Below are 18,288 nucleotides of genomic sequence, written 5' to 3' on the forward strand. Positions count from 1 at the left end.
ACATGGCAACGGCTCGTTCACCAAGGCCTCACCCACGCGACCTGATGGCGTTAGCCTCCTCGCGATATCGTCATTTCAGATACTGCTCAGCTGGCTGACCCGCCGCCATCGCGAGCAGGCTCACTCCTACAAGGGTTTCGGACAAACCGTCCGGATCACTGCCCGGCGATCTGCGCCTTGGTGTAGAAACCGTCCTGTTCGAGCAAGTCGATGTTGTCCTTGGTCAGCGGGGTTGGCGTGAGCAGGATGGTGTCGACTTTTTTGCTGCCGTTGTCGTACTGCGAGGTGTAGGCCGGTTTCTCGTTGCGCGCCAGTTGCACGGAGAGCTTGGCTGCCTCGGAAGCGATGAGTTTCAGCGGCTTGTACACGGTCATGGTTTGCGTGCCGGCGATCACTCGTTTGACGGCTGCGAGGTCGGCGTCCTGACCGGAAATCGGCACTTTGCCGGCCAGTTGCTGCGCGGCCAGTGCCTGAATCGCGCCGCCGGCGGTGGCGTCGTTGGAGGCGACGATGCCGTCGATTTTGTTGTTGTTCCGGGTCAGGGCGTTTTCAACGATGCTCAGCGCTTCGGTCGGGTTCCACTCCTTGACCCACTGTTGGCCGACGATCTTGATATCGCCCTTGTCGATGGCCGGTTGCAGCACTTTCATCTGGCCTTCACGGAGGATCTTGGCGTTGTTGTCGGTGGGCGCACCACCTAACAGAAAGTAATTGCCCTTGGGCGCGGCTTTCAGCAAGCCACCGGCCTGCATCTCACCGACCTTTTCGTTATCGAAGGAAATGTAGGCGTCGACGTCGGCGTTGAGAATCAGCCGGTCATAAGACACCACTTTGATCCCGGCCTTCTTCGCCTCGGCCACGGCGTTGGTCAACACGGTGGCGTTGAACGGCACGATGACGATCACGTCGACGCCGCGAGAGATGAGGTTTTCGATCTGCGAAATCTGCTTCTGCTCGTTGGCATCGGCTGATTGTACAAAGACCTTGGCGTCCATTTTTTCCGCCGCCGCGACGAAGTAATCGCGATCGCGCGACCAGCGTTCCAGACGCAGGTCATCAATGGAGAAACCGATTTTCGGGTGGGTTGCGTCAGCCATTACCGGCAGGGCAAACAACGCCAGGGCACTGGCCAACAGCGTACGTTTCAAGTTCTTCATGGTGGTGCGTCCTTTTATTTTTGTTGGAAAGACACGGCCTGACGATGAATCGGGCTGGTAGAACTGTAGAGAATCTGCCGACGCCGCAGGCACAGAATTGTCGTGCAATTGTCACAGCGTCGTGGCGTCGGCAGCGCTCCTTGGCGATCAGCGATAGAGGTAGCGATTGACGATGTTTTCGAGCATTTCCTGACGTCCACTGATGGCTTGCGGGTTCAACTCGTTGGTGAACGCGTGCTCGGCCAGCGACTCGAGATTGAAGTCGCCCGCCATGACCGCTTGCCCGAACGGCTGACGCCAACCGGCGTAGCGTTGATCCTTGAGGGTTTGCAGTTGATCGTTCTCAATCATCGCAGCGGCGCGTTCCAGCGACAGGGCGAGGATGTCCATGGCGCCAACGTGGCCGTGGAACAGGTCGATCTCGTCGAGACTCTGACGGCGCACCTTGGAGTCGAAATTGAAGCCGCCATTCTTGAACCCGCCGGCCTTGAGGATTTCATAGGTGGCCAGGGTCATTTCCTCGACGCTGTTGGGGAACTGGTCGGTGTCCCAGCCGTTCTGCGGATCGCCACGGTTGGCGTCGATGCTGCCGAAAATCCCCAGCGAGGCGGCGGTGGCGATTTCGTGATGGAAGCTGTGACCGGCGAGGGTCGCGTGGTTGGCTTCGATGTTGACCTTGATTTCCTTTTCCAGACCGTACTGCTGGAGAAAGCCGAATACCGTGGCGCTGTCGTAATCGTACTGGTGCTTGGTCGGCTCCTGCGGCTTGGGCTCGATCAACAGGTCGCCGGTGAAACCGATCTTGTGCTTGTGCTCGACCACCATGCGCATGAAGCGCCCGAGTTGTTCGCGCTCGCGTTTCAGGTCGGTGTTGAGCAGGGTTTCGTAACCTTCGCGGCCACCCCACAGAACGTAGTTGGAACCCTTGAGGCGATGGGTCGCGTTCATCGCGCTGAACACTTGCGCGGCGGCGCAGGCGAACACTTCCGGGTCGGGATTGCTCGCGGCACCGGCAGCAAAGCGTGGGTTGCTGAAGCAGTTGGCGGTGCCCCAGAGCAGCTTGATGCCACTCTGTTCCTGATGCTGCTCGAGGCGATCGACCATTTGCGCGAAGTGTTCGCGGTACTCCTTCAGCGAGTTGCCCTCGGGGGCGACGTCCGTGTCGTGAAAGCAGTAGTAATCGATGCCCAGTTTGCTGAAAAACTCGAACGCCGCCTCAGCCTTGCCGATGGCCAGCTGCATCGGCTCGCCGCTGCCATGCCATGGGCGTTTGAAGGTGCCGGCGCCAAACACATCGGAGCCCGGCCCGACGAAGGTGTGCCAGTAGCAGGCGGCCATGCGCAGGTGTTCGCGCATCGGCTTGCCGAGGATCAGTTTATTGGCGTCGTAGTGACGGAAAGCGAGGGGCGAATCACTGTTCGGGCCTTCGTAGCGAACCGGCTCGATATTGGGGAAGTACTGCATTGACCTTGTCCTTGTTGTTCTTGGCGGTGTCTCGATACTAGCAACGGCCCCGTGCCTGCTGATTATGAAAAGCCTCAACAGCGAGTGCGATTTTGCGTATTGAGCTTCGGCGGCTTCGCGCCTAGGCTGTGTCCATCGTCGCCGCGACAGGGCGGCCCGGAACAGTACTAAAAATTTTGAGACCGCTTTCGCGAGCAGGCTCGCTCCCACACTGAATGTGTGTCGTTCATAAAACCGTGGGAGCGAGCCTGCTCGCGAATGGCCTGACGCAAACTCCGGATCCTGAATGAAAAGCCTACCGCCCGTGCACCGCATCGCCCTGTTGTTCAACGGCAGCAAGATCTATGACCGTGGGATCATCAGCGGCATCGGCAACTACCTGAGCAGCACCCGCGCTTCCTGGGACTTGTTTCTCGAAGAGGATTTTCTCTGCCGCTTGAAGGGCATCGAGCGCTGGCAGGGTGACGGCATCATTGCCGACTTTGACGATCCGCTGATCGGCGAGGCGCTGGCCGACATTCACTTGCCGGTGGTGGCGGTGGGCGGCTCCTACGAGGATGCGCGTGCCTATCCGAAAGCGATTCCCTACGTCGCCACTGACAACAACGCTTTGATCACTCTGGCTTACTCGCATCTGGTCGAGGCGGGGTTGCAGCGCTTTGCCTGTTTCAGTCTGCCGCAGGCGCAGGCCAATCGCTGGGCGCAGGAGCGGGAAAAAGCCTTCCGCAAACTGATGCAGCGCGACGGCCTGCACGCCGAGATCTATCGCGGCATGGGCACCAGCGCACCGCTGTGGGACAGCGCCGTCGAACAACTGATCGCCTGGCTGCACAGCCTGCCCAAACCGATCGGCATCATCGCCGTCAGCGACGCCCGCGCCCGGCAATTGCTGCAAGCCTGCCTGACCGCCGGCATTGCCGTGCCCGAGCAGGTCGCGCTGATCGGCATCGACAACGACCCGCTGACCCGCAGCCTGACTCGCGTGCCGCTGAGTTCGGTAATTCAGGGCACCGAGACCATGGGCCGCACCGCCGCGCAGTTGCTGCACCAGATGCTCCACGGCATGCCGTCCACCGGCACGCAAATCCTGATTCCGCCGGACGCGGTCAACGTACAGGTATCGAGTCTGCACCAACCGCTGGGCAATCCCTACGTCATGCAAGCGCTGCTGTTCATCCGCCAATATGCCTGTCAGGGCATCAAGACCGCGCAAGTGGCGGCGTATGTCGGCGTGTCGCGCTCATCGCTGGAAGCGCATTTCCGCGCCGAGCGCGGTTGCAGCGTGCATAACGAAATTTTGCGTTTCAAACTGGCGGCGGCTACCAGCGGTTTGAAGAACACCGATGCCGCGATTGCCGATATTGCCCAGGCCTGCGGCTTCAAATCGGCGCAGTACCTGCACACGGTGTTCCGTCGCGAGTTCGGCTGCACGCCCCGCGAGTATCAGCAGGGCGGGGCGTAGTGCTGCAAATGGCTCACGCCAGCGCAGCGGCACTGGCTCTGGAGCGCCAGGCAAACGCCAGTACCATCAGCAGGCCCAGACCGGCCATCGCCGCGCCGGCCAGGGAAATCGCCGGGTAACCCAGGCCTGCGTTGATCACCGCGCCGCCCAGTGCTGCGCCGATAGCGTTGCCGAAGTTGAATGCACCGATGTTCACCGCCGAAGCCAGATTGGGCGCGTCCTTGGCCGCGTCCATCACGCGCATTTGCAGCGGTGGCACCAGGGCGAAGCTGGCGATGCCCCAGATCAGAATGGCCACGGCGGCCGGCAGTGGCCAGCGCATCAGCACAGTGAACGCCAGCAACACCACAATCAATGCGCTCAGCGACACAATCAGGGTGCGATCGATCGAACGGTCGGCAGCCTTGCCGCCCCACATATTGCCCAGCGTCAAGCCGATCCCGAACAGCACCAGCATCGCCGTGATGAACGCGGCGGAGGCGTGGGTCTCGCTGCTGAGGATCGGCGCGATGTAGGTAAATACCGTGAACATCGCACTTGAACCGACCACCGTCAGGGCCAGCGCAGCCAACACCGGACCTCGGCCCAATACACGAATTTCCGCCAGCGCACCCGCGCCTGGCTCTGCTTTCAGATTGGGCAGGGCGAACCACAAGGCGATCATGGTCAGCACGCCGAGACCGGTAATGCCCCAGAACGCTGTGCGCCAGCCAAGCAGCTCACCAAACCAGGCCGCCAGCGGCACACCGCCGATAGTCGCCAACGTCAGGCCCATGAACATTGCCGCCACGGCGCCGGCACGTTTCTCTGGCGCGACCACGCTGGCGGCAACCACCGAGCCAACCCCGAAGAACGCACCGTGATTGAGCGAGGTGATCACCCGGGCGACCATCAGGCTGGAGTAATCGGTGGCCAGCGCCGACATCAGATTGCCCAGGGTGAAAATCGCCATCAGCCCGATCAGCAGATAGCGCCGAGGGATTTTGCCGGTGGTCAGGGTCATCAGCGGTGCGCCGAGCAGCACGCCCAAAGCGTAGGCACTGACCAACAACCCCGCAGCGGGAATGGAAACGCCGAGATCGGCAGCGATGCCGGGCAACATGCCCATCGGCGCGAACTCGGTGACGCCGATGCCAAAGGCGCCGACAGCGAGTGCAACAAGTGGTGGATTGATACGCATGGAAAGTCTCCTCATCTATGCCGCCAATGCTACGATCCATCGTTTTCCGGCGGTAGATGGCGATTTTGGCAATCACCTTTGCGTAAGAGGCACGAATGGACTTCAACGGCAGATCAGGGGAAATGAGCGTGTTCGTCACCGTGGCGCAGGAGGGCAGCCTCTCAGCAGCGGCGCGTGCATTGGGGCTGACGCCTTCGGCGGTCAGTCGAATCATCGCCCGCGCCGAACAGCGACTCGGCACTCGTCTGTTGCTGCGCACCACCCGCGCGCTGACGTTTACCGCCGAGGGCGAGGCCTTCCTGCGCGGTGCCCGGCGGATTCTCGCCGACATGGACGAAGTGGAAGGGGCCATCACCGATCAAGGCGTACCCAAGGGCCGCTTGCGCGTCAGTGCCGCCCTTGGCCATGGACGGCTGGCCATTGTGCCGCTGGTCGCAGCCTTCACCACCCGTTACCCGAACATCGTCGTCGACCTCAGCCTCGGCGACGAAGTAGTCGACATCCTCGCTGGCCAGGCGGATGTCGCCATACGCTTCGGCCATCTGCCCGACAGCCCGTTGACCGCACGCCGGCTCGGCCACACCGGCCAGGTCGTGGTCGCATCGTCCGACTACCTGAAACGCCACGGCACACCTCTCGAACCGGAAGACCTGCTCAAGCACAACTGCCTGCGCTTCAACTTCCGCCGCGCCGAAGCCAACTGGCCGTTTATCCGCGACGGCAAGGAGTTCTCGCTGAAAGTCAGCGGCAACATCGAATGCAGCAGCGGCGAAGCACTGGCCCAGTTCGCCAGACTCGGTGCAGGCATTGCGCGGATTGGCGAGTTCACCGTCAGGGAAGACTTGCAGCGCGGGGATTTGATTGCGCTGCTGCAAACCTGGAACCCCGGTGATGAGGAACCGATTCATGCGGTGTTCGTCGGCGGCGCGGCGATGCCGGTGCGGGTGCGGTTGTTTGTGGATTTTTTGCTGGAGCAGCATCGGATGTAAGAGGTGGCATCTTTTCATCGGATCTGATTCTGTGCACGCAAATGCAATCATATTGCTATCATTTGCAGCTCTTCATTTTTCAGTCTGAATACAGTGAGTACCGATGTTTGTGAAAACGCTGAATGGATTGCTTGTCTTAGTGGTTTGCGGCGTGCTGGGCGCTTGCGGAAAAACAGACCGTTTTGCCGACGGCTGGGATCAAGGCGGCAACCTGCATGACGTGAGTCTGCGCGAGTGGGCCTTTGCAACCGATGCCAACCGGCTTGCCAGTGCTGCCGATTTTGTCCGGGAATTTATTCCGTCGTTGCCAGCAGTGTCTTTGCCGCTCGCGAGCGCCCTGGTTGAAAAGTGCCTGACCGAGAGCGCGCAAATCGCCGCTATCGAGGAAATTCGAGTGCGAAGCAGAATTGAACCCTGTATTGAATATGCTCAACAAACCGCCCAGAGCCTCTCGCAGGAATATGCCAAGCGCCAAGGTGTTTCCAGCCAGTAAACGGTCGCCAGCGAAGTATTGTCGAGTGTCGGCTCCCAGCTACAAAGGGCCACCGCAGAATGATGGACCACGATGTTCTTTACTGGGCGCCGAGCGAGGCAGGTTGTTGTTTTCACTCGACGAATCTGAGGCATGCAAAAGCGGTTTTGATACGCAGTTGCTTGATGGGTTCGATGCTTTCCTGAGATCCGATTTTTTTGACTACGCCCAGGCCGCAGTATTGTTGATTGAAGGTGAAGATCGGGAGAAGGCCAGCCTTGGGTTCAGTCCAGTAGCCCGACTTCAACGTATAGCTGGCCCCAGCCTGAGGGGTGAAAGAGAAGGGTATCTGGCAAAACTTTCCACCAACTGTTTGCCGGTAAGTCAAAACCAGCTCTTTGTCGACAGCTACCGGCGATTGGATAAAACCCTCGGTATAGGGCAAAGGCGTGAAGCCCGCGTAACATCCCGATTCGTTGAAGGTCATCGCATCGAGGTTAGTGCCGCTTTCATATTTAAGCCTGACCGTCGCCGAGGGTTCATCCGGCCGGGGAAATTGATACTGTTTACCCTGAAACAGTGAAGTACAACCGCTCAGTGCCAATGCTCCAGCCAAAAGCGTCAAGCCAAATCTGCCATTCCCGTACATGTACTGCTCCTGGATACCATCGGACTTTTCAAAAGCAGATGATACCGAAAAGTGGCCACATGCTACTAAGCTTTACGAGGTTTCAGACAGCCCAAGATTTTCCCTCGCCCACTGCTCAGCCGTCGTGGCCTGAATCGCCCGCTGCTCATTGAACGTGCCCGCTTTCGGCCACGCCACACCTCGACCTTGGGCAAACACCGCGCGGTATTTTTTGATGTGGTGAGTGGGGTCTTTTTCCAGTTCCTGCATCAGGTGTGGCACTGTCCAGACGTTACGCTTGAAGGGCCGTCCGAGCACGCGTTCGAGAAGGCCCGCGACCTGTTCATAGGTCAGCGTGTCGCCCGACAGATACACGATCTCGTTGCGAAAACGCGGTTCGAAGAAAACGATTTTTGCGGTCAGCTTGCCGATGTCGTCCGGGGTCGTCAGCGTCACGCCGGTGTCCAGGCTGCCCAGGGCGTTAACGGTGTCGTTGTCGAAATCAACGACTTCAAATACTGGCTCAAACAGGAAGCTGGTAAACATGCCGGTCGAGATGATCACCCATTCGGTTTTGTCCTGCGCGCGCAGCAGTTCGCGCACGTCGAGCTGAGCATCGAACAGATCCTGCGGACTGCCCCGGCCGATCACTTCGAAGTCCACGCCAAACTGCCAGGGAAAGTAGCGTTTGATGCCCGACTTGAGCGCAGCAGTCGCCAGCTTCATCGGCGTCTCGCGACCAGCGACCATGCCGGCGCAGCCAATGACGGTATCGAACGGTGCGAAGACTTCGGCCAGTTCGTCGATTGAATCGTTGACCAGATCTGCCGCCACCATCTGCACGCCGAGACTGCGCAGTTCATCGATTTCGGCTTTCTTTTCCGGCACCTGACTGTTGATCGTCGAGGCCCTGAGCAGGACGCTGATCGTGCTGCCGGGCAAGCGCTTTGCTGCTCGCGCAAGGTTGCGCAAAACCGGCAGGCCGAGCTCGCCTGCGCCCAGGACGAGAATGGATTGCGCGGAAGGGTGGTTCGATTCGGTCATGATGTCTCCTGAGATCTGCATGTAAGATCGGCAAATGCTGGCACGATCGGGCAGCACTCAGAAGAAGGCACACGCGTGATACCAAGTGAAGAAATGACTGATCAGCAAGCGCTCAGTGAGGCAGAAGCGATCTGCCAGACGCTCAGACGAGACGATGATGGCGTGCGCCGCGAAGTGCTTGCACACGCCGGTAGTCGCTGGTCTTTGGGCATCCTGCATGCCTTGGGTGTCTACGGCACCATGCGTCACGCCGAGATCAAACGGCAGATGACCGGCGTGACTCAGCGCATGTTGACCAAAACCCTGCGTGCGCTTGAACGCGACGGCCTGCTGACCCGGCGCGAGCTCGACCAGGTGCCGCCGCACGTCGAGTACGAACTGACGCCATTGGGCATGGGATTGCTGGTGCGGATGTCGCCGATCTGGACTTGGGTGGTGGAAAACGTCGAGGGTTTCCGCGAAGCGCGACGCACCTTCGATAGCCAGATCGGCAAGAAACCCTCGTGGCAAATCCCTGTGCCGGCGCGGGACGATCCTGAAGCCTCAGACTGAGGTTTCGCGCTTCAGCTCAGCGGCACCGCGAATACGGCACTGGCGCGCGCGACCGTTCGCTCTCCGACGTGCAGACTGACGCCAGCAAACGCCAGTTGACGTCCCTTTTTGGAGTGTTCAAGACGCACTTCGAGCCATTCGTTGATTTGCACCGCACCGAGATAATCCAGGGTCATGCTCGCCGTGATCAACGGCTGCGGCGGATCGCTGGCAAAGGCCATGGCGTAACCCATCCCCACATCGGCCAAAGTCGCCAATACACCACCATGCAAAGTACCGCGTCCATTGGCGTGGCGGGAGTCGGTCAGTAAACCCAGTTCCAATTGCAGCCCCTGACCCCTGGCGTAGATCGGGCCGAGCAGATCCAGCAACGGACTGCTGCGGGTGAATGGAGTGAAGCCTTCGGGAATGGCCGTGGTGTTCATGATCCCATCCTGATGCAGGTGGCTGACCTGTGTGATTGGGCGAGGAAACACAGAAGGGGGCAAGCACTATGCGGATGGGGAATTTGCTGCGATAAGTGCTGTACACGGAACTGACAAGCAAGGAGCTACTGGGTGGATATTCAAATTCACATCGCGAGCGATGCGGATGCATCGGCTATCAGTGAAACGATCATCAAGACGCTCCGTGAGAGCAATGCCCGCGACTATCCTCCCGAAATCATTGATCGAGTGATTGAAAGTTTTTCGCCCTCGAAGATCCTTCGTTTTTTGACTGAGCGTCAGGTGCTGGTCGCTACGCTCGACAGTCAAATCGTCGCAACGGCAAGTCTCGATCGAGACGTTGTTCGAAGCGTTTTTGTCGACCCGGGCTTTCAAGGAATGGGTGTCGGAAGACAGCTGATGAAGAGCATACAATCACTCGCCATGGACGCAGGTTTCCACCTACTGCGCGTTCCTTCCTCAGTCACCGCAGAAGGCTTCTATGCTTCGCTCGGCTTCAAGAAAGTCAGAGATGAATTTCATCAAGAAGAGCGCACGATCATCATGGCGAAAACGTTGGAGCGGTAGCGTTCACCTAACGGTTGTGCGTGCCGAATGAGGCTTCCATCGCTGCGCGGTCATGGTCGAGCAGCCAGGCATGGTGTCGTTGATAGAGCTGCGAAAGTAGCTCGGTGTTGGTCCCAACCACGTCCATGCCTCTGTCGTCATAGGGAAAGACCATGACTCGCTTGTGCAGATTGAACAGGTAGACAGCACAGTTCGCACGCGGTTGGATGTCGGCGAAATCCTTGGCCAATGCGCACCAGAGTAATGCTTGAATGCGGGCGGCAGACGCTTCGAAGGCGACGTTGACCCAGTATTCCGGCTCTTCCTCACTGAACCATTCCTCGTTATCTATTTCTTCGCTCCAGATGCAAAGCGCTGATGGAGTATCGATGCCAGAAGATTTAAGGGCGCGAAGAGTGCTGCGGTGGGCGAATCGATTGCGACCGGAATGAATGCGCAGGCATGCGGCAAACGATGCGTCCCCTTGGAAAATGTCGCCGCAGATGGTTATGGATTTGCGCATAGCGGTCAGGAATTGCTCGATCATTCCGCCCGTTTCGGAGAGTTCGAAACGCAATCCTCCGGGCCAGGAATAGAAAAGCGGACGGGCGAATGCCTGGGGGCCAAATGCGTTTTCGATCTCAGCTCTCAGATTCACTTTCTTCCCTTCAATGTGGATTTCTGTGTGTTCAAGACGCGGGTGAAGTCAGTGCGACGACACAAACGGCGAAGCAGTCGTCGGTGCCGGCAGCGCATAGGCCTGTTTCATCCACGCCACTTCCGCCAACGGTGTGCGGCCGAAGAGGCGTTTGAAGTCGCGGCTGAATTGCGAGGCGCTTTCGTAGCCGACCAGAAATGCAGTTTTTGCCGCAGTCAGCTCGTTACGCAGCATCAGCAATCGCGCCTGGTGCAGCCGCGTCGACTTGAGATACTGCATCGGCGAGGAATCGGTAACCTTGCGAAAGTGCAGATGAAAATTCGGCACGCTCATCTGCGCTTCATCGGCCAGGGTTTCTACGTCGAGATGCTGGTGATAGCAACTGTGGATCTTGTGGATGGCGCGGGTCACTTTGCCGAACTGGCCCTGTTGGGCGATGGCGGCGCGCAGGGTGCCGCCTTGTTCGCCGGTGAGGATACGGTAGTAGAGCTCGCGCAGCATAGCCAGGCCGAGGATTTGCGCGTCGGCATCGTCGCTCATCACTTCAAGAAAACGCAGGGTCGATTGGCGTAGCGGTTCGTCGAGCGGCGAGGCGTACATGCCCATCGGTTGGGATCTGGGGAAATCCCACAGTTCATCGACCTGCTGAATCAGCTCGCCGGCCAAGGCGAAATCCAGACGCACGTACACCGCGAGCATTGGCTCGGCTTCGCTGGCGTCGGTTTCCATGGTGAAGGGTACCGGCACTGACACCACCAGATAATGCTGAGCATCGTAGACGTAGACTTCATCGCCGAGATAGCCGCGTTTACGGCCCTGACAAAGGATCACGATGCCCGGTTCGTACAACACCGGCGTACGTGTCAGCGGTCGGTTGGAACGCAGGAAACGCACATCGTCCAGCGGGCTGAGGTTGTAGCCTTCCAGCGGGGCGAGCTGGCTCATCAACTCGACCATGCGCGTTGTGGGCGGGTCTTTCGGTTTCGGCATGGGTTGTGGGTCTCCTCTTGTGAAAAGGCGAGTTTGAACCTGTCTGGCTAATTGGCGGGGTGTCAGACAGAGCCCTCACCCTAGCCCTCTCCCAGAGGGAGAGGGGACTGACCGTGGTGTTTGGTCGGGATATGCCGACCTGAAAAATCGCGCCGAATGCTGACCGCGCTGATCTGGCGCAATAAGCCCTGCGGAAATCGTCCAGGCAGGCTCAGGATTTGAATCCACCCGAGATCGGCTCCCTCTCCCTCCGGGAGAGGGCTGGGGTGAGGGGCTCTTGATCTTCGTGCCTTCAGCCATCCGTCGAGCGGCTAAGGTCTTCCCATTGCTCAATACTCTCCGCCGTCTGCTGCATCTTGTCACGCACCAACGCCAGAGCATCACTGCCAAGCAGCAAGTGAGCCGGCGGGTTTGGACTGTCGATTACCGTCAGCATGGCGCGTGCAGCTTTCTGCGGATCGCCCAGTTGGCGGCCGTTTTTCTCCTCGCGGGCCTTGCGCACCGGATCGAAGCTTGCGTCGTAATCACTGATACTGCGCGGCGTGCGCTGCATCGAGCGGCCTGCCCAGTCGGTGCGAAATGACCCCGGCGCTACGGCGGTGACAAAAATACCGAAGGGCGCAAGCTCCTTGCTCAAGGTGTCGGAGATGCCCTCCAGGGCAAATTTGCTGCCGCAATAATAGGCGATCCCCGGCATGGTGATATGGCCGCCCATGGAGGTGATATTGAGGATATGCCCCGCGCGGCGCTGGCGAAAATACGGGACGAATGCCTTGGTCACCGCCACTGCGCCAAACACGTTGACGTCGAACTGCCGGCGCATTTCCTCCAGTGAGGACTCTTCGAAAATCCCCTCATGACCGTAACCTGCGTTATTGACCAGCACATCCACCGGGCCGTGACGATCCTCCACCGCCGCAACCGCCGCATCGATGGCAGCGTAATCGGTGACGTCCAGCAGCACGCCATGTGCGCGCTCGGGCGACAGCGCCTCGAAGTCCGCCAGCGCGGATTCACTGCGTACTGTGCCGATCACGCGATGGCCCTGGGCGAGTGCTTCCGCGGCCAGCGCTTGGCCGAAGCCGCTGCTGACGCCGGTGATGAAAAGGGTCTTCATGGATCTTTACTCCTGCAGGCGATGAGAGAGGCCATGCTAGGGCGGATATCGCTGGCGGACGATGCCGAATCGGATCTGAGTATTGCCTGTTCCTATCAATTTGGTTGCGATCAAGTGGTTCAGCGCTGGTCCCAAAAACCGAAAAAGTCCTGCAGGTTTCAAACCCGCAGGACTTTTCTGTTCTGGGCATCACGCGCTTAGGCTGCGCGACGACCCGGGGTGCGGTCCGATCCGTCAGCGGCGAGGGCCTCACCCAGTGGGGTGCGGTCTGAACCGTCGGCGGCAACAGTCTGCTGTGGCTCGCTGACCTGGGTAAAGAAACGATCTTCCTGATTGCTCGGTACGGCGAATGCGCTGGCGCTGAGGGCGAAAGTGGCGACGGCGATCAGTTGGCATACAGTTTTCATGGCGGTGACTCCGGTCAAATTGGGTTCGAGGTCCGGGTCGTTCAGATCAGCATCTGGTTAACCCGTTGCAGAGGTGTGTTCTGCATGGGTTCAGATTAGGGGGCAGGGTGGTGTTGGCGTTAGGCGGATCCTGTTGGCGATTTGCCTGATTCTGTTGCGCTGAAGGGGGCTCGTCAGCGTTCACTGAACGAGCCCAGCGCGCTTTCTATCGACGCAACAAGTCATCGACCGCCCGTATCGCCAGCGCATAACCGTCGGCGCCCATGCCGCAGATCACGGCATTGACCACCCCGGACATGATCGAGTGGCGATGCAATTCATCCCGTGCGTGGATGTTCGACAGATGCAGTTCGATCAGCGGTGTGCTGAGCAACTTCAGCGCGTCGAGTACCGGGATGGAATGAAACGACAGGCCGGCCGGGTTGATGATCACTGCTGCGCCTTGTTCGAAAGCTTCCTGAATCCAGTCGACTATCACGCCTTCATGGTTGGTCTGGCGAAACACGCAGAGCAGATCAAGTTCCTCGGCCAGTTGCTCACTGCTCAGACGAATTTGCTCGAGGGTGGTGTGCCCGTAAATATGCGGCTCACGGCGGCCCAATAGATTCAGATTCGGGCCGTTGAGGATAAAGACTGTGCGGTTCATGGTCGTCCTGCAGCGTTATTTGGAGAGAGGGCGGGTGTGGCCGTGGTGTCGGCGTTGTCTGGCGTCACGGCGTTCAGGTCGATGCCGCGGGTTTCCGGGCCGATCAGGATCATCGCCAGCGAAATCAGATTGATCACCGCGCACAGCGTCACCAGGGGCCATGGTGAATTGTTGGACTGGCTCATCAGCCACACGGCAATCATCGGCATGGGGCCGCCGATCACCAGGTTGGCGCCGGTATAGGCGAGGGCCGAGCCGGAATAGCGCACCTGGGTGGGAAAGGCTTCAGCAAACGCCACTGGCTGGATGCCGCTTTGAAACTGAGTGAAGCCGAGGAACAGGCCCATGATTGCCATGATGGCGGCAACGTTCAGCGTGTTGAGAATCGGGAAGTACACGAACAGGATCAACAAGGTCATGCACGAGCCGAACGCCAGCGCTTTTTTGCGTCCCCAGCGATCAGAAAGGTAGCCGCCGGCCAACGCTCCGACAATCGCGAACAGGTTGGCGACCATCAGCGACATGAAACCCGTCGACTGACTGAAGCCGAGATGCTTGGTCAGGTAGCTGAGGGAAAAAATCACGATCAGGTAGAACAGCGCAGCGGGCGAGCAGAAAAACAGCATCAAACGCAGGATGGTTTTGTAGTGGCTGCCCATGGCCGATTTGAGCGGGCTTCTTTCCTGTTTGACCGGGTTCTTCTTCAACGCGACGAAGGCCGGGGTTTCATCGACCTTCAGGCGGATATAGATCGCGACGATCACCAGCACGAAGCTGAGCAGGAAAGGAATCCTCCAGCCGAAACTTTCAAACTGTTCGCTTGAGAGGGTAGCAGCCAGACCCATCAGCACGCCGTTGGCCAATATCTGACTCAGCGGTGAACACAGACCGAGCAGCCCGGAATAGCGCCCGCGACGATCGGGCGTGGCATGTTCCAGCGCCATCAATTGCGCCCCGGTGGATTCACCGCCGAGCGCGAAGCCCTGGATGATGCGCAGCAGCACCAACAGAATCGGCGCGAGAATCCCCACTTGCGCATAGGTGGGCAACAGCCCCATCAACACCGACGCCAGGCCCATCAGGGTGACCGTGGCGAGCATCAGGTTGCGCCGGCCCAGTTTGTCGCCGAGGTAGCCACAGGTAATCGCGCCCAGTGGTCGGGCGGCGAGTCCGACCCCGAATGTGGCAAGCGATGCCAGCAGCCCGGCTGTCGGCTCCATGGCCGGGAAAAACAGCTTGGGCAGGATGGTTGCCGACACCGCGCCGTACAGGGTGAAGTCAAACCATTCCAGCGCAGTGCCGATGGTCGCAGCGGTCACCGCTTTGCGAGGCATGCGCAAATCATGAGTCTCGTGACTGATTGTGCTCATTGAGGGGCTCGTCATTATTTTTATTGGTTACGGGGTCCCCGTACGATTGCGCTCAGCGCCGGCCTGGGCAGATCGTCGAAGTCAGTAGACAGTAGCCCATTCGCTCTAGAGAATAATTATCGAAATCACAATAAATAGATAAGCCAGCCTTATGGATCATTGAAATGGAATTGCGTCATCTGAAGGCCTTCGTGGTCGCCGCCGAGCTTCAGCATTTCAGCCGGGCAGCCGAACAACTGGACATCGCGCAACCGGCGCTGAGCCAATTGATGCGCACGCTGGAAGCTGAATTGGGGCTGGCATTGTTCCGCCGGGAAAACCGTAGCGTGGTGTTGACGGCCGCCGGCGAGGCATTCCTGCCACACGCGCGGCAGTCCATAGAGGCCAGTGAGCGGGCGACGGCGGCCGCACGACGTGCACGGCGCGGTGAGGTAGGCGAAATCAACATCGGTTATCACTCGGCGTTGTTCGAGGCCAACCTGCCGCAATTGCTGCGGCATTACTTCAGCACATTCCCTGAAGTCAAAGTGTCGCTGGTGGATGCCGGGATCCGCGCGCAGTTCGACATGTTGCTCGATCACAAGCTCGATCTGGCATTTGCCCGCGTGTTCAAGGATCACTTGCCGGATCGTCTGCGCACCCATCATTTCAGCCAGTCACGGCTGGTCTTGTTGATCCCTGATAACCATGAACTGGCGGACAGCTTCAGCGGTGAGCTGGCGACACTGCGCCACGAGAAGTTCGTGCTGTTGCAGGACAGCGCCGGCATCGGCCTGACCTCGCATACACTGCAGGCGTGCCGACAGAACCAGCTGCATCCCGAGAACATCATGTACGTACCGTCACTGATGAGCATCCCGGGCCTGGTGGCGGCGGGCATCGGTTTGAGTATCGTGCCTGAGGCCGTCACTCGTTTGAGCATGCCGGGCATTCGGATCATCCCGCTGAATCAGGCGGAAATGGTCAGTGAGCTGTCGCTGATTTCGCGCATCGATGAGCGCTCCAGTGCAGTGCTGCACTTTATCGAAGAGGCGCAAGGCTGGGAGTGAGGGGGCAGGTCTTCAGTCCTGCACCCACGCTGCGTGCAACTGCACAAACCGCACCTGCAACCATTCGATGAACACTTGCACCTGCGCCGGCAGATGCGTGCGGCTCGGATACAGCAGCGACACCGGTCGAGGCAGCGGACGCAGCGGTTGCAGAATTTCCACCAGCGCACCACTGGCCAAATGCTCGGCCACCGCAATACCCGGCGCCTGAATAATGCCGAAGCCTGATACGCCGCACTGCACATAGGCGTTCGACTCGGTGACGGTAATACCCTTGCGGCTGACGTAGGTTTTCTGTTTGCCCTCAACTGAAAACTGCCAGGGCAAGGTGCGGTTGTTCTGGCCCGAGAGAAAGTTCACGCCTTGATGGTTCGCCAGATCTGCAAGCGTTTCCGGTGTGCCGTGCTCGCGTAAATACTCGGGCGCGGCGCAGGTGACCATGGTCGCCAAGGCGATGGGGCGGGCGATCAGGGTTGAGTCGGGCAGCTCGCCGATGCGCAGCGCGCAGTCGATGCCTTCGCCGACCAGATCAACCGCGCGATCGGTGACGCCCAGCACCATGTCGATGCCGGGGTAGGTGTCGGTGAATTCGCGCAGGCTTTTGATGAATTCCAGCTGCGCGAACGCCGTGGGAATGTCGATGCGCAGGCGGCCGGACAGCGTGGCTCCGGTGCGATCGAACATGGTGGTGGCGGCGGTGATCTCGGCCAGAATTTCCTGGACCCGCTGATAGAAAAGCTCACCCTCGGCAGTGAGTGCCACTTTCCTTGTCGTGCGCTGGAACAGGCGCACGCCCAGCGACGTTTCCAGTTCCTGAATATAGCGAGTGACCTGCGGCCGGCCGATGTCCAGCGACTCGGCGGCTTTGGTGAAACTGCCCAGCTCCGCGAGTCGGGCGAACAGGCGCATCGATTGCAGTAATTCCATGACCTTCCCGGTGAGCTTCAGTGTCTGGCTTTGTTGCCTGAGAATAGAACAATCATGTCTGTTTCCAAGCATTTATTGCGCTGCTGTGAAAGCCAATCATAAGCCCAAGGCAAACCTGCTGAGGGTTTGCGGCCAATAACGTGTATTTGGAGGCTCACCATGAAAGCGTGGTTACTGAAAGATTTCGGGCTCGACAATCTGCAACTGGGCGAGACGCACACGCCGCAACCCAAGGCTGGCGAGTTGCTGGTCAAGGTCGGCGCGGTCTCACTGAATTTTCGCGACAAGGCCATCGTTGACGGCATCTATGAGCCGCACATGGTGCCGAAGCCGTTGATACCGGTGAGCGATGCCGCCGGTACCGTGGTCGCCATCGGTGACGGTGTGACTCGTTTCAAGGTCGGCGACCGGGTCAATTCGCATCTGTACTCGCGCTGGCTGGACGGCGAGCCGGGGCCGAACGAGCCGGATTATTGCTTCGGTTCGCCGCTGCCGGGCGGTTTGGCCGAGTACATGATCATCCACCAGGACAGCGCTGTCGCCGCGCCGGCCAACATGAGCGATGAAGAGGCGGCGACCCTGCCAATCGCCGCGCTCACCGCGTGGTACTCGCTGGTGGACTTCGGCGCGATTCAACCGGGCCAGACCGTGTTGGTGCAGGGCACCGGCGGCGTGTCGATCTTCGCCGTGCAGATCGCCACCGCGCTGGGCGCCAAAGTCATCGCAACCTCAAGCAGCGATGACAATCTGCACGCGGTAAAACGGCTGGGCGCGGTCGCCGGCATCAACTACCGCAGCACGCCGAACTGGGCGGACGAGGTGCTCAAACTCACCGAAGGCAAGGGTGTGGATCTGCTGCTCGATGTGGCGGGAGGCAATGGCATCAATCAGTCGGTAGCAGCGACCAAGGCCTCGGGGCGGATTGCGCAGATTGGCTTTCTGACAGGGCAGACCGTCGAGCTCAACCTGATGCCGCTGATCTTTCGCCAGACCACCATTCGCGGCATTGCGGTGGCACCGCGTTCATCGTTCGACCGGATGAACGTGTTCCTCGCCGAGCACGACATTCGCCCGGTGATCGACCATGTGTATCCGTTCGAACAGGCGCGCGAGACCTATGAGCATCTGGCGAAAGGGGCGTTTGGCAAGGTAGTGATCAAGGTGAGCTGATCAGCGAAAACGTC

The 18,288-nt window shown here is 59.4% G+C and carries 20 protein-coding genes; 7 read left to right on the forward strand and 13 right to left on the reverse strand.

The window, feature by feature from the left end; all coding sequences use genetic code 11:
- Nucleotides 1-155 precede the first annotated feature (155 nt).
- Together xylF and xylA are read right to left on the reverse strand one after the other, a co-directional pair.
- Nucleotides 156-1,157 carry a D-xylose ABC transporter substrate-binding protein gene (gene xylF / locus DCO47_RS11940; protein ID WP_065617100.1) on the reverse strand — a complete coding sequence of 334 codons (1,002 nt, stop codon included), beginning with the start codon at nucleotides 1,155-1,157 and terminating at the stop codon, nucleotides 156-158.
- 147 nt (nucleotides 1,158-1,304) lie between these two features.
- Nucleotides 1,305-2,621 carry a xylose isomerase gene (xylA, locus tag DCO47_RS11945; protein WP_116658158.1) on the reverse strand — a complete coding sequence of 439 codons (1,317 nt, stop codon included), beginning with the start codon at nucleotides 2,619-2,621 and terminating at the stop codon, nucleotides 1,305-1,307.
- A 286-nt stretch (nucleotides 2,622-2,907) separates the two neighbouring features.
- Between xylA and DCO47_RS11950 the strand changes: the two genes are divergently transcribed.
- Nucleotides 2,908-4,083, forward strand: a complete 1,176-nt coding sequence (locus DCO47_RS11950) for a DNA-binding transcriptional regulator (RefSeq protein WP_116658159.1) — start codon at nucleotides 2,908-2,910, stop codon at nucleotides 4,081-4,083.
- A gap of 13 nt (nucleotides 4,084-4,096) precedes the next feature.
- On the opposite strand, the gene DCO47_RS11955 is transcribed toward DCO47_RS11950, so the two are convergent.
- The gene (locus DCO47_RS11955; protein WP_083353015.1) at nucleotides 4,097-5,263 is read right to left on the reverse strand and encodes an MFS transporter; all 1,167 of its coding nucleotides are present in this window, start codon (nucleotides 5,261-5,263) and stop codon (nucleotides 4,097-4,099) included.
- A 95-nt stretch (nucleotides 5,264-5,358) separates the two neighbouring features.
- Here DCO47_RS11955 and DCO47_RS11960 point away from each other — a divergent pair, with 95 nt between their 5' ends.
- Nucleotides 5,359-6,252 carry a LysR family transcriptional regulator gene (locus tag DCO47_RS11960; RefSeq protein ID WP_064361894.1) on the forward strand — a complete coding sequence of 298 codons (894 nt, stop codon included), beginning with the start codon at nucleotides 5,359-5,361 and terminating at the stop codon, nucleotides 6,250-6,252.
- Nucleotides 6,253-6,355: 103 nt separating this feature from the next.
- Nucleotides 6,356-6,745 (forward strand): DUF2694 domain-containing protein, encoded by a 390-nt coding sequence (locus DCO47_RS11965; RefSeq protein WP_042610206.1) that lies wholly within the window; start codon nucleotides 6,356-6,358, stop codon nucleotides 6,743-6,745.
- A gap of 112 nt (nucleotides 6,746-6,857) precedes the next feature.
- On the opposite strand, the gene DCO47_RS11970 is transcribed toward DCO47_RS11965, so the two are convergent.
- The gene (locus DCO47_RS11970; protein ID WP_042610207.1) at nucleotides 6,858-7,373 is read right to left on the reverse strand and encodes a hypothetical protein; all 516 of its coding nucleotides are present in this window, start codon (nucleotides 7,371-7,373) and stop codon (nucleotides 6,858-6,860) included.
- Nucleotides 7,374-7,445: 72 nt separating this feature from the next.
- Nucleotides 7,446-8,396 (reverse strand): aromatic alcohol reductase, encoded by a 951-nt coding sequence (locus DCO47_RS11975; RefSeq protein ID WP_042610208.1) that lies wholly within the window; start codon nucleotides 8,394-8,396, stop codon nucleotides 7,446-7,448.
- Nucleotides 8,397-8,489: 93 nt separating this feature from the next.
- Between DCO47_RS11975 and DCO47_RS11980 the strand changes: the two genes are divergently transcribed.
- On the forward strand, nucleotides 8,490-8,948 hold the full coding sequence (locus DCO47_RS11980; protein WP_042610209.1) for a helix-turn-helix domain-containing protein: 459 nt from the start codon (nucleotides 8,490-8,492) through the stop codon (nucleotides 8,946-8,948).
- Between the two features lie 11 nt (nucleotides 8,949-8,959).
- On the opposite strand, the gene DCO47_RS11985 is transcribed toward DCO47_RS11980, so the two are convergent.
- Nucleotides 8,960-9,373, reverse strand: coding sequence for a PaaI family thioesterase (locus tag DCO47_RS11985; protein ID WP_042610210.1), 414 nt, complete (start codon nucleotides 9,371-9,373; stop codon nucleotides 8,960-8,962).
- A 132-nt stretch (nucleotides 9,374-9,505) separates the two neighbouring features.
- On the opposite strand from DCO47_RS11985, the gene DCO47_RS11990 reads away from it, so the two are divergent.
- Nucleotides 9,506-9,961, forward strand: a complete 456-nt coding sequence (locus tag DCO47_RS11990; RefSeq protein WP_065617104.1) for a GNAT family N-acetyltransferase — start codon at nucleotides 9,506-9,508, stop codon at nucleotides 9,959-9,961.
- Between the two features lie 7 nt (nucleotides 9,962-9,968).
- Here the strand turns inward: DCO47_RS11990 and DCO47_RS11995 are convergent, their stop codons facing one another.
- From DCO47_RS11995 to DCO47_RS12020, 6 genes are all read right to left on the reverse strand, one after another.
- Complete coding sequence (locus DCO47_RS11995) at nucleotides 9,969-10,598, reverse strand: DUF3885 domain-containing protein (RefSeq protein ID WP_116658160.1); 630 nt, start codon at nucleotides 10,596-10,598, stop codon at nucleotides 9,969-9,971.
- Between the two features lie 48 nt (nucleotides 10,599-10,646).
- Nucleotides 10,647-11,588, reverse strand: coding sequence for an AraC family transcriptional regulator (locus DCO47_RS12000; protein WP_116658161.1), 942 nt, complete (start codon nucleotides 11,586-11,588; stop codon nucleotides 10,647-10,649).
- Nucleotides 11,589-11,880: 292 nt separating this feature from the next.
- A complete protein-coding gene (locus DCO47_RS12005; protein WP_116658162.1) occupies nucleotides 11,881-12,705 on the reverse strand; it encodes an oxidoreductase in 825 nt (274 codons plus the stop codon).
- A 197-nt stretch (nucleotides 12,706-12,902) separates the two neighbouring features.
- Entirely contained in the window at nucleotides 12,903-13,112 is a 210-nt protein-coding gene (locus DCO47_RS12010; RefSeq protein ID WP_116658163.1) for a hypothetical protein, read from the reverse strand.
- 205 nt (nucleotides 13,113-13,317) lie between these two features.
- Nucleotides 13,318-13,758, reverse strand: a complete 441-nt coding sequence (locus tag DCO47_RS12015; RefSeq protein ID WP_116658164.1) for a type II 3-dehydroquinate dehydratase — start codon at nucleotides 13,756-13,758, stop codon at nucleotides 13,318-13,320.
- Nucleotides 13,755-15,128, reverse strand: a complete 1,374-nt coding sequence (locus DCO47_RS12020; protein WP_116658165.1) for an MFS transporter — start codon at nucleotides 15,126-15,128, stop codon at nucleotides 13,755-13,757. Before DCO47_RS12020 ends, DCO47_RS12015 begins: the two co-directional genes overlap by 4 nt.
- A gap of 164 nt (nucleotides 15,129-15,292) precedes the next feature.
- Here DCO47_RS12020 and DCO47_RS12025 point away from each other — a divergent pair, with 164 nt between their 5' ends.
- On the forward strand, nucleotides 15,293-16,177 hold the full coding sequence (locus DCO47_RS12025) for a LysR family transcriptional regulator (protein WP_064361887.1): 885 nt from the start codon (nucleotides 15,293-15,295) through the stop codon (nucleotides 16,175-16,177).
- 12 nt (nucleotides 16,178-16,189) lie between these two features.
- Here the strand turns inward: DCO47_RS12025 and DCO47_RS12030 are convergent, their stop codons facing one another.
- A complete protein-coding gene (locus DCO47_RS12030) occupies nucleotides 16,190-17,104 on the reverse strand; it encodes a LysR family transcriptional regulator (protein ID WP_116658166.1) in 915 nt (304 codons plus the stop codon).
- Between the two features lie 159 nt (nucleotides 17,105-17,263).
- Between DCO47_RS12030 and DCO47_RS12035 the strand changes: the two genes are divergently transcribed.
- Nucleotides 17,264-18,274, forward strand: coding sequence for an NAD(P)-dependent alcohol dehydrogenase (locus tag DCO47_RS12035; protein ID WP_116658167.1), 1,011 nt, complete (start codon nucleotides 17,264-17,266; stop codon nucleotides 18,272-18,274).
- The last annotated feature ends 14 nt before the right edge of the window (nucleotides 18,275-18,288 follow it).

This window comes from Pseudomonas sp. NDM (genome assembly GCF_003105095.1).
Classification (GTDB): Bacteria; Pseudomonadota; Gammaproteobacteria; order Pseudomonadales; family Pseudomonadaceae; genus Aquipseudomonas; species Aquipseudomonas moraviensis_A.

What these genes read in the sequence shown, in the direction of transcription:
- xylF (WP_065617100.1), bottom strand. Translation starts at nt 1,157, where the DNA reads ATGAAGAACTTGAAACGTACGCTGTTGGCCAGTGCCCTGGCGTTGTTT.
- xylA (WP_116658158.1), bottom strand. Translation starts at nt 2,621, where the DNA reads ATGCAGTACTTCCCCAATATCGAGCCGGTTCGCTACGAAGGCCCGAAC.
- DCO47_RS11950 (WP_116658159.1), top strand. Translation starts at nt 2,908, where the DNA reads ATGAAAAGCCTACCGCCCGTGCACCGCATCGCCCTGTTGTTCAACGGC.
- DCO47_RS11955 (WP_083353015.1), bottom strand. Translation starts at nt 5,263, where the DNA reads ATGCGTATCAATCCACCACTTGTTGCACTCGCTGTCGGCGCCTTTGGC.
- DCO47_RS11960 (WP_064361894.1), top strand. Translation starts at nt 5,359, where the DNA reads ATGGACTTCAACGGCAGATCAGGGGAAATGAGCGTGTTCGTCACCGTG.
- DCO47_RS11965 (WP_042610206.1), top strand. Translation starts at nt 6,356, where the DNA reads ATGTTTGTGAAAACGCTGAATGGATTGCTTGTCTTAGTGGTTTGCGGC.
- DCO47_RS11970 (WP_042610207.1), bottom strand. Translation starts at nt 7,373, where the DNA reads ATGTACGGGAATGGCAGATTTGGCTTGACGCTTTTGGCTGGAGCATTG.
- DCO47_RS11975 (WP_042610208.1), bottom strand. Translation starts at nt 8,396, where the DNA reads ATGACCGAATCGAACCACCCTTCCGCGCAATCCATTCTCGTCCTGGGC.
- DCO47_RS11980 (WP_042610209.1), top strand. Translation starts at nt 8,490, where the DNA reads ATGACTGATCAGCAAGCGCTCAGTGAGGCAGAAGCGATCTGCCAGACG.
- DCO47_RS11985 (WP_042610210.1), bottom strand. Translation starts at nt 9,373, where the DNA reads ATGAACACCACGGCCATTCCCGAAGGCTTCACTCCATTCACCCGCAGC.
- DCO47_RS12000 (WP_116658161.1), bottom strand. Translation starts at nt 11,588, where the DNA reads ATGCCGAAACCGAAAGACCCGCCCACAACGCGCATGGTCGAGTTGATG.
- DCO47_RS12005 (WP_116658162.1), bottom strand. Translation starts at nt 12,705, where the DNA reads ATGAAGACCCTTTTCATCACCGGCGTCAGCAGCGGCTTCGGCCAAGCG.
- DCO47_RS12010 (WP_116658163.1), bottom strand. Translation starts at nt 13,112, where the DNA reads ATGAAAACTGTATGCCAACTGATCGCCGTCGCCACTTTCGCCCTCAGC.
- DCO47_RS12015 (WP_116658164.1), bottom strand. Translation starts at nt 13,758, where the DNA reads ATGAACCGCACAGTCTTTATCCTCAACGGCCCGAATCTGAATCTATTG.
- DCO47_RS12020 (WP_116658165.1), bottom strand. Translation starts at nt 15,128, where the DNA reads ATGAGCACAATCAGTCACGAGACTCATGATTTGCGCATGCCTCGCAAA.
- DCO47_RS12025 (WP_064361887.1), top strand. Translation starts at nt 15,293, where the DNA reads ATGGAATTGCGTCATCTGAAGGCCTTCGTGGTCGCCGCCGAGCTTCAG.
- DCO47_RS12030 (WP_116658166.1), bottom strand. Translation starts at nt 17,104, where the DNA reads ATGGAATTACTGCAATCGATGCGCCTGTTCGCCCGACTCGCGGAGCTG.
- DCO47_RS12035 (WP_116658167.1), top strand. Translation starts at nt 17,264, where the DNA reads ATGAAAGCGTGGTTACTGAAAGATTTCGGGCTCGACAATCTGCAACTG.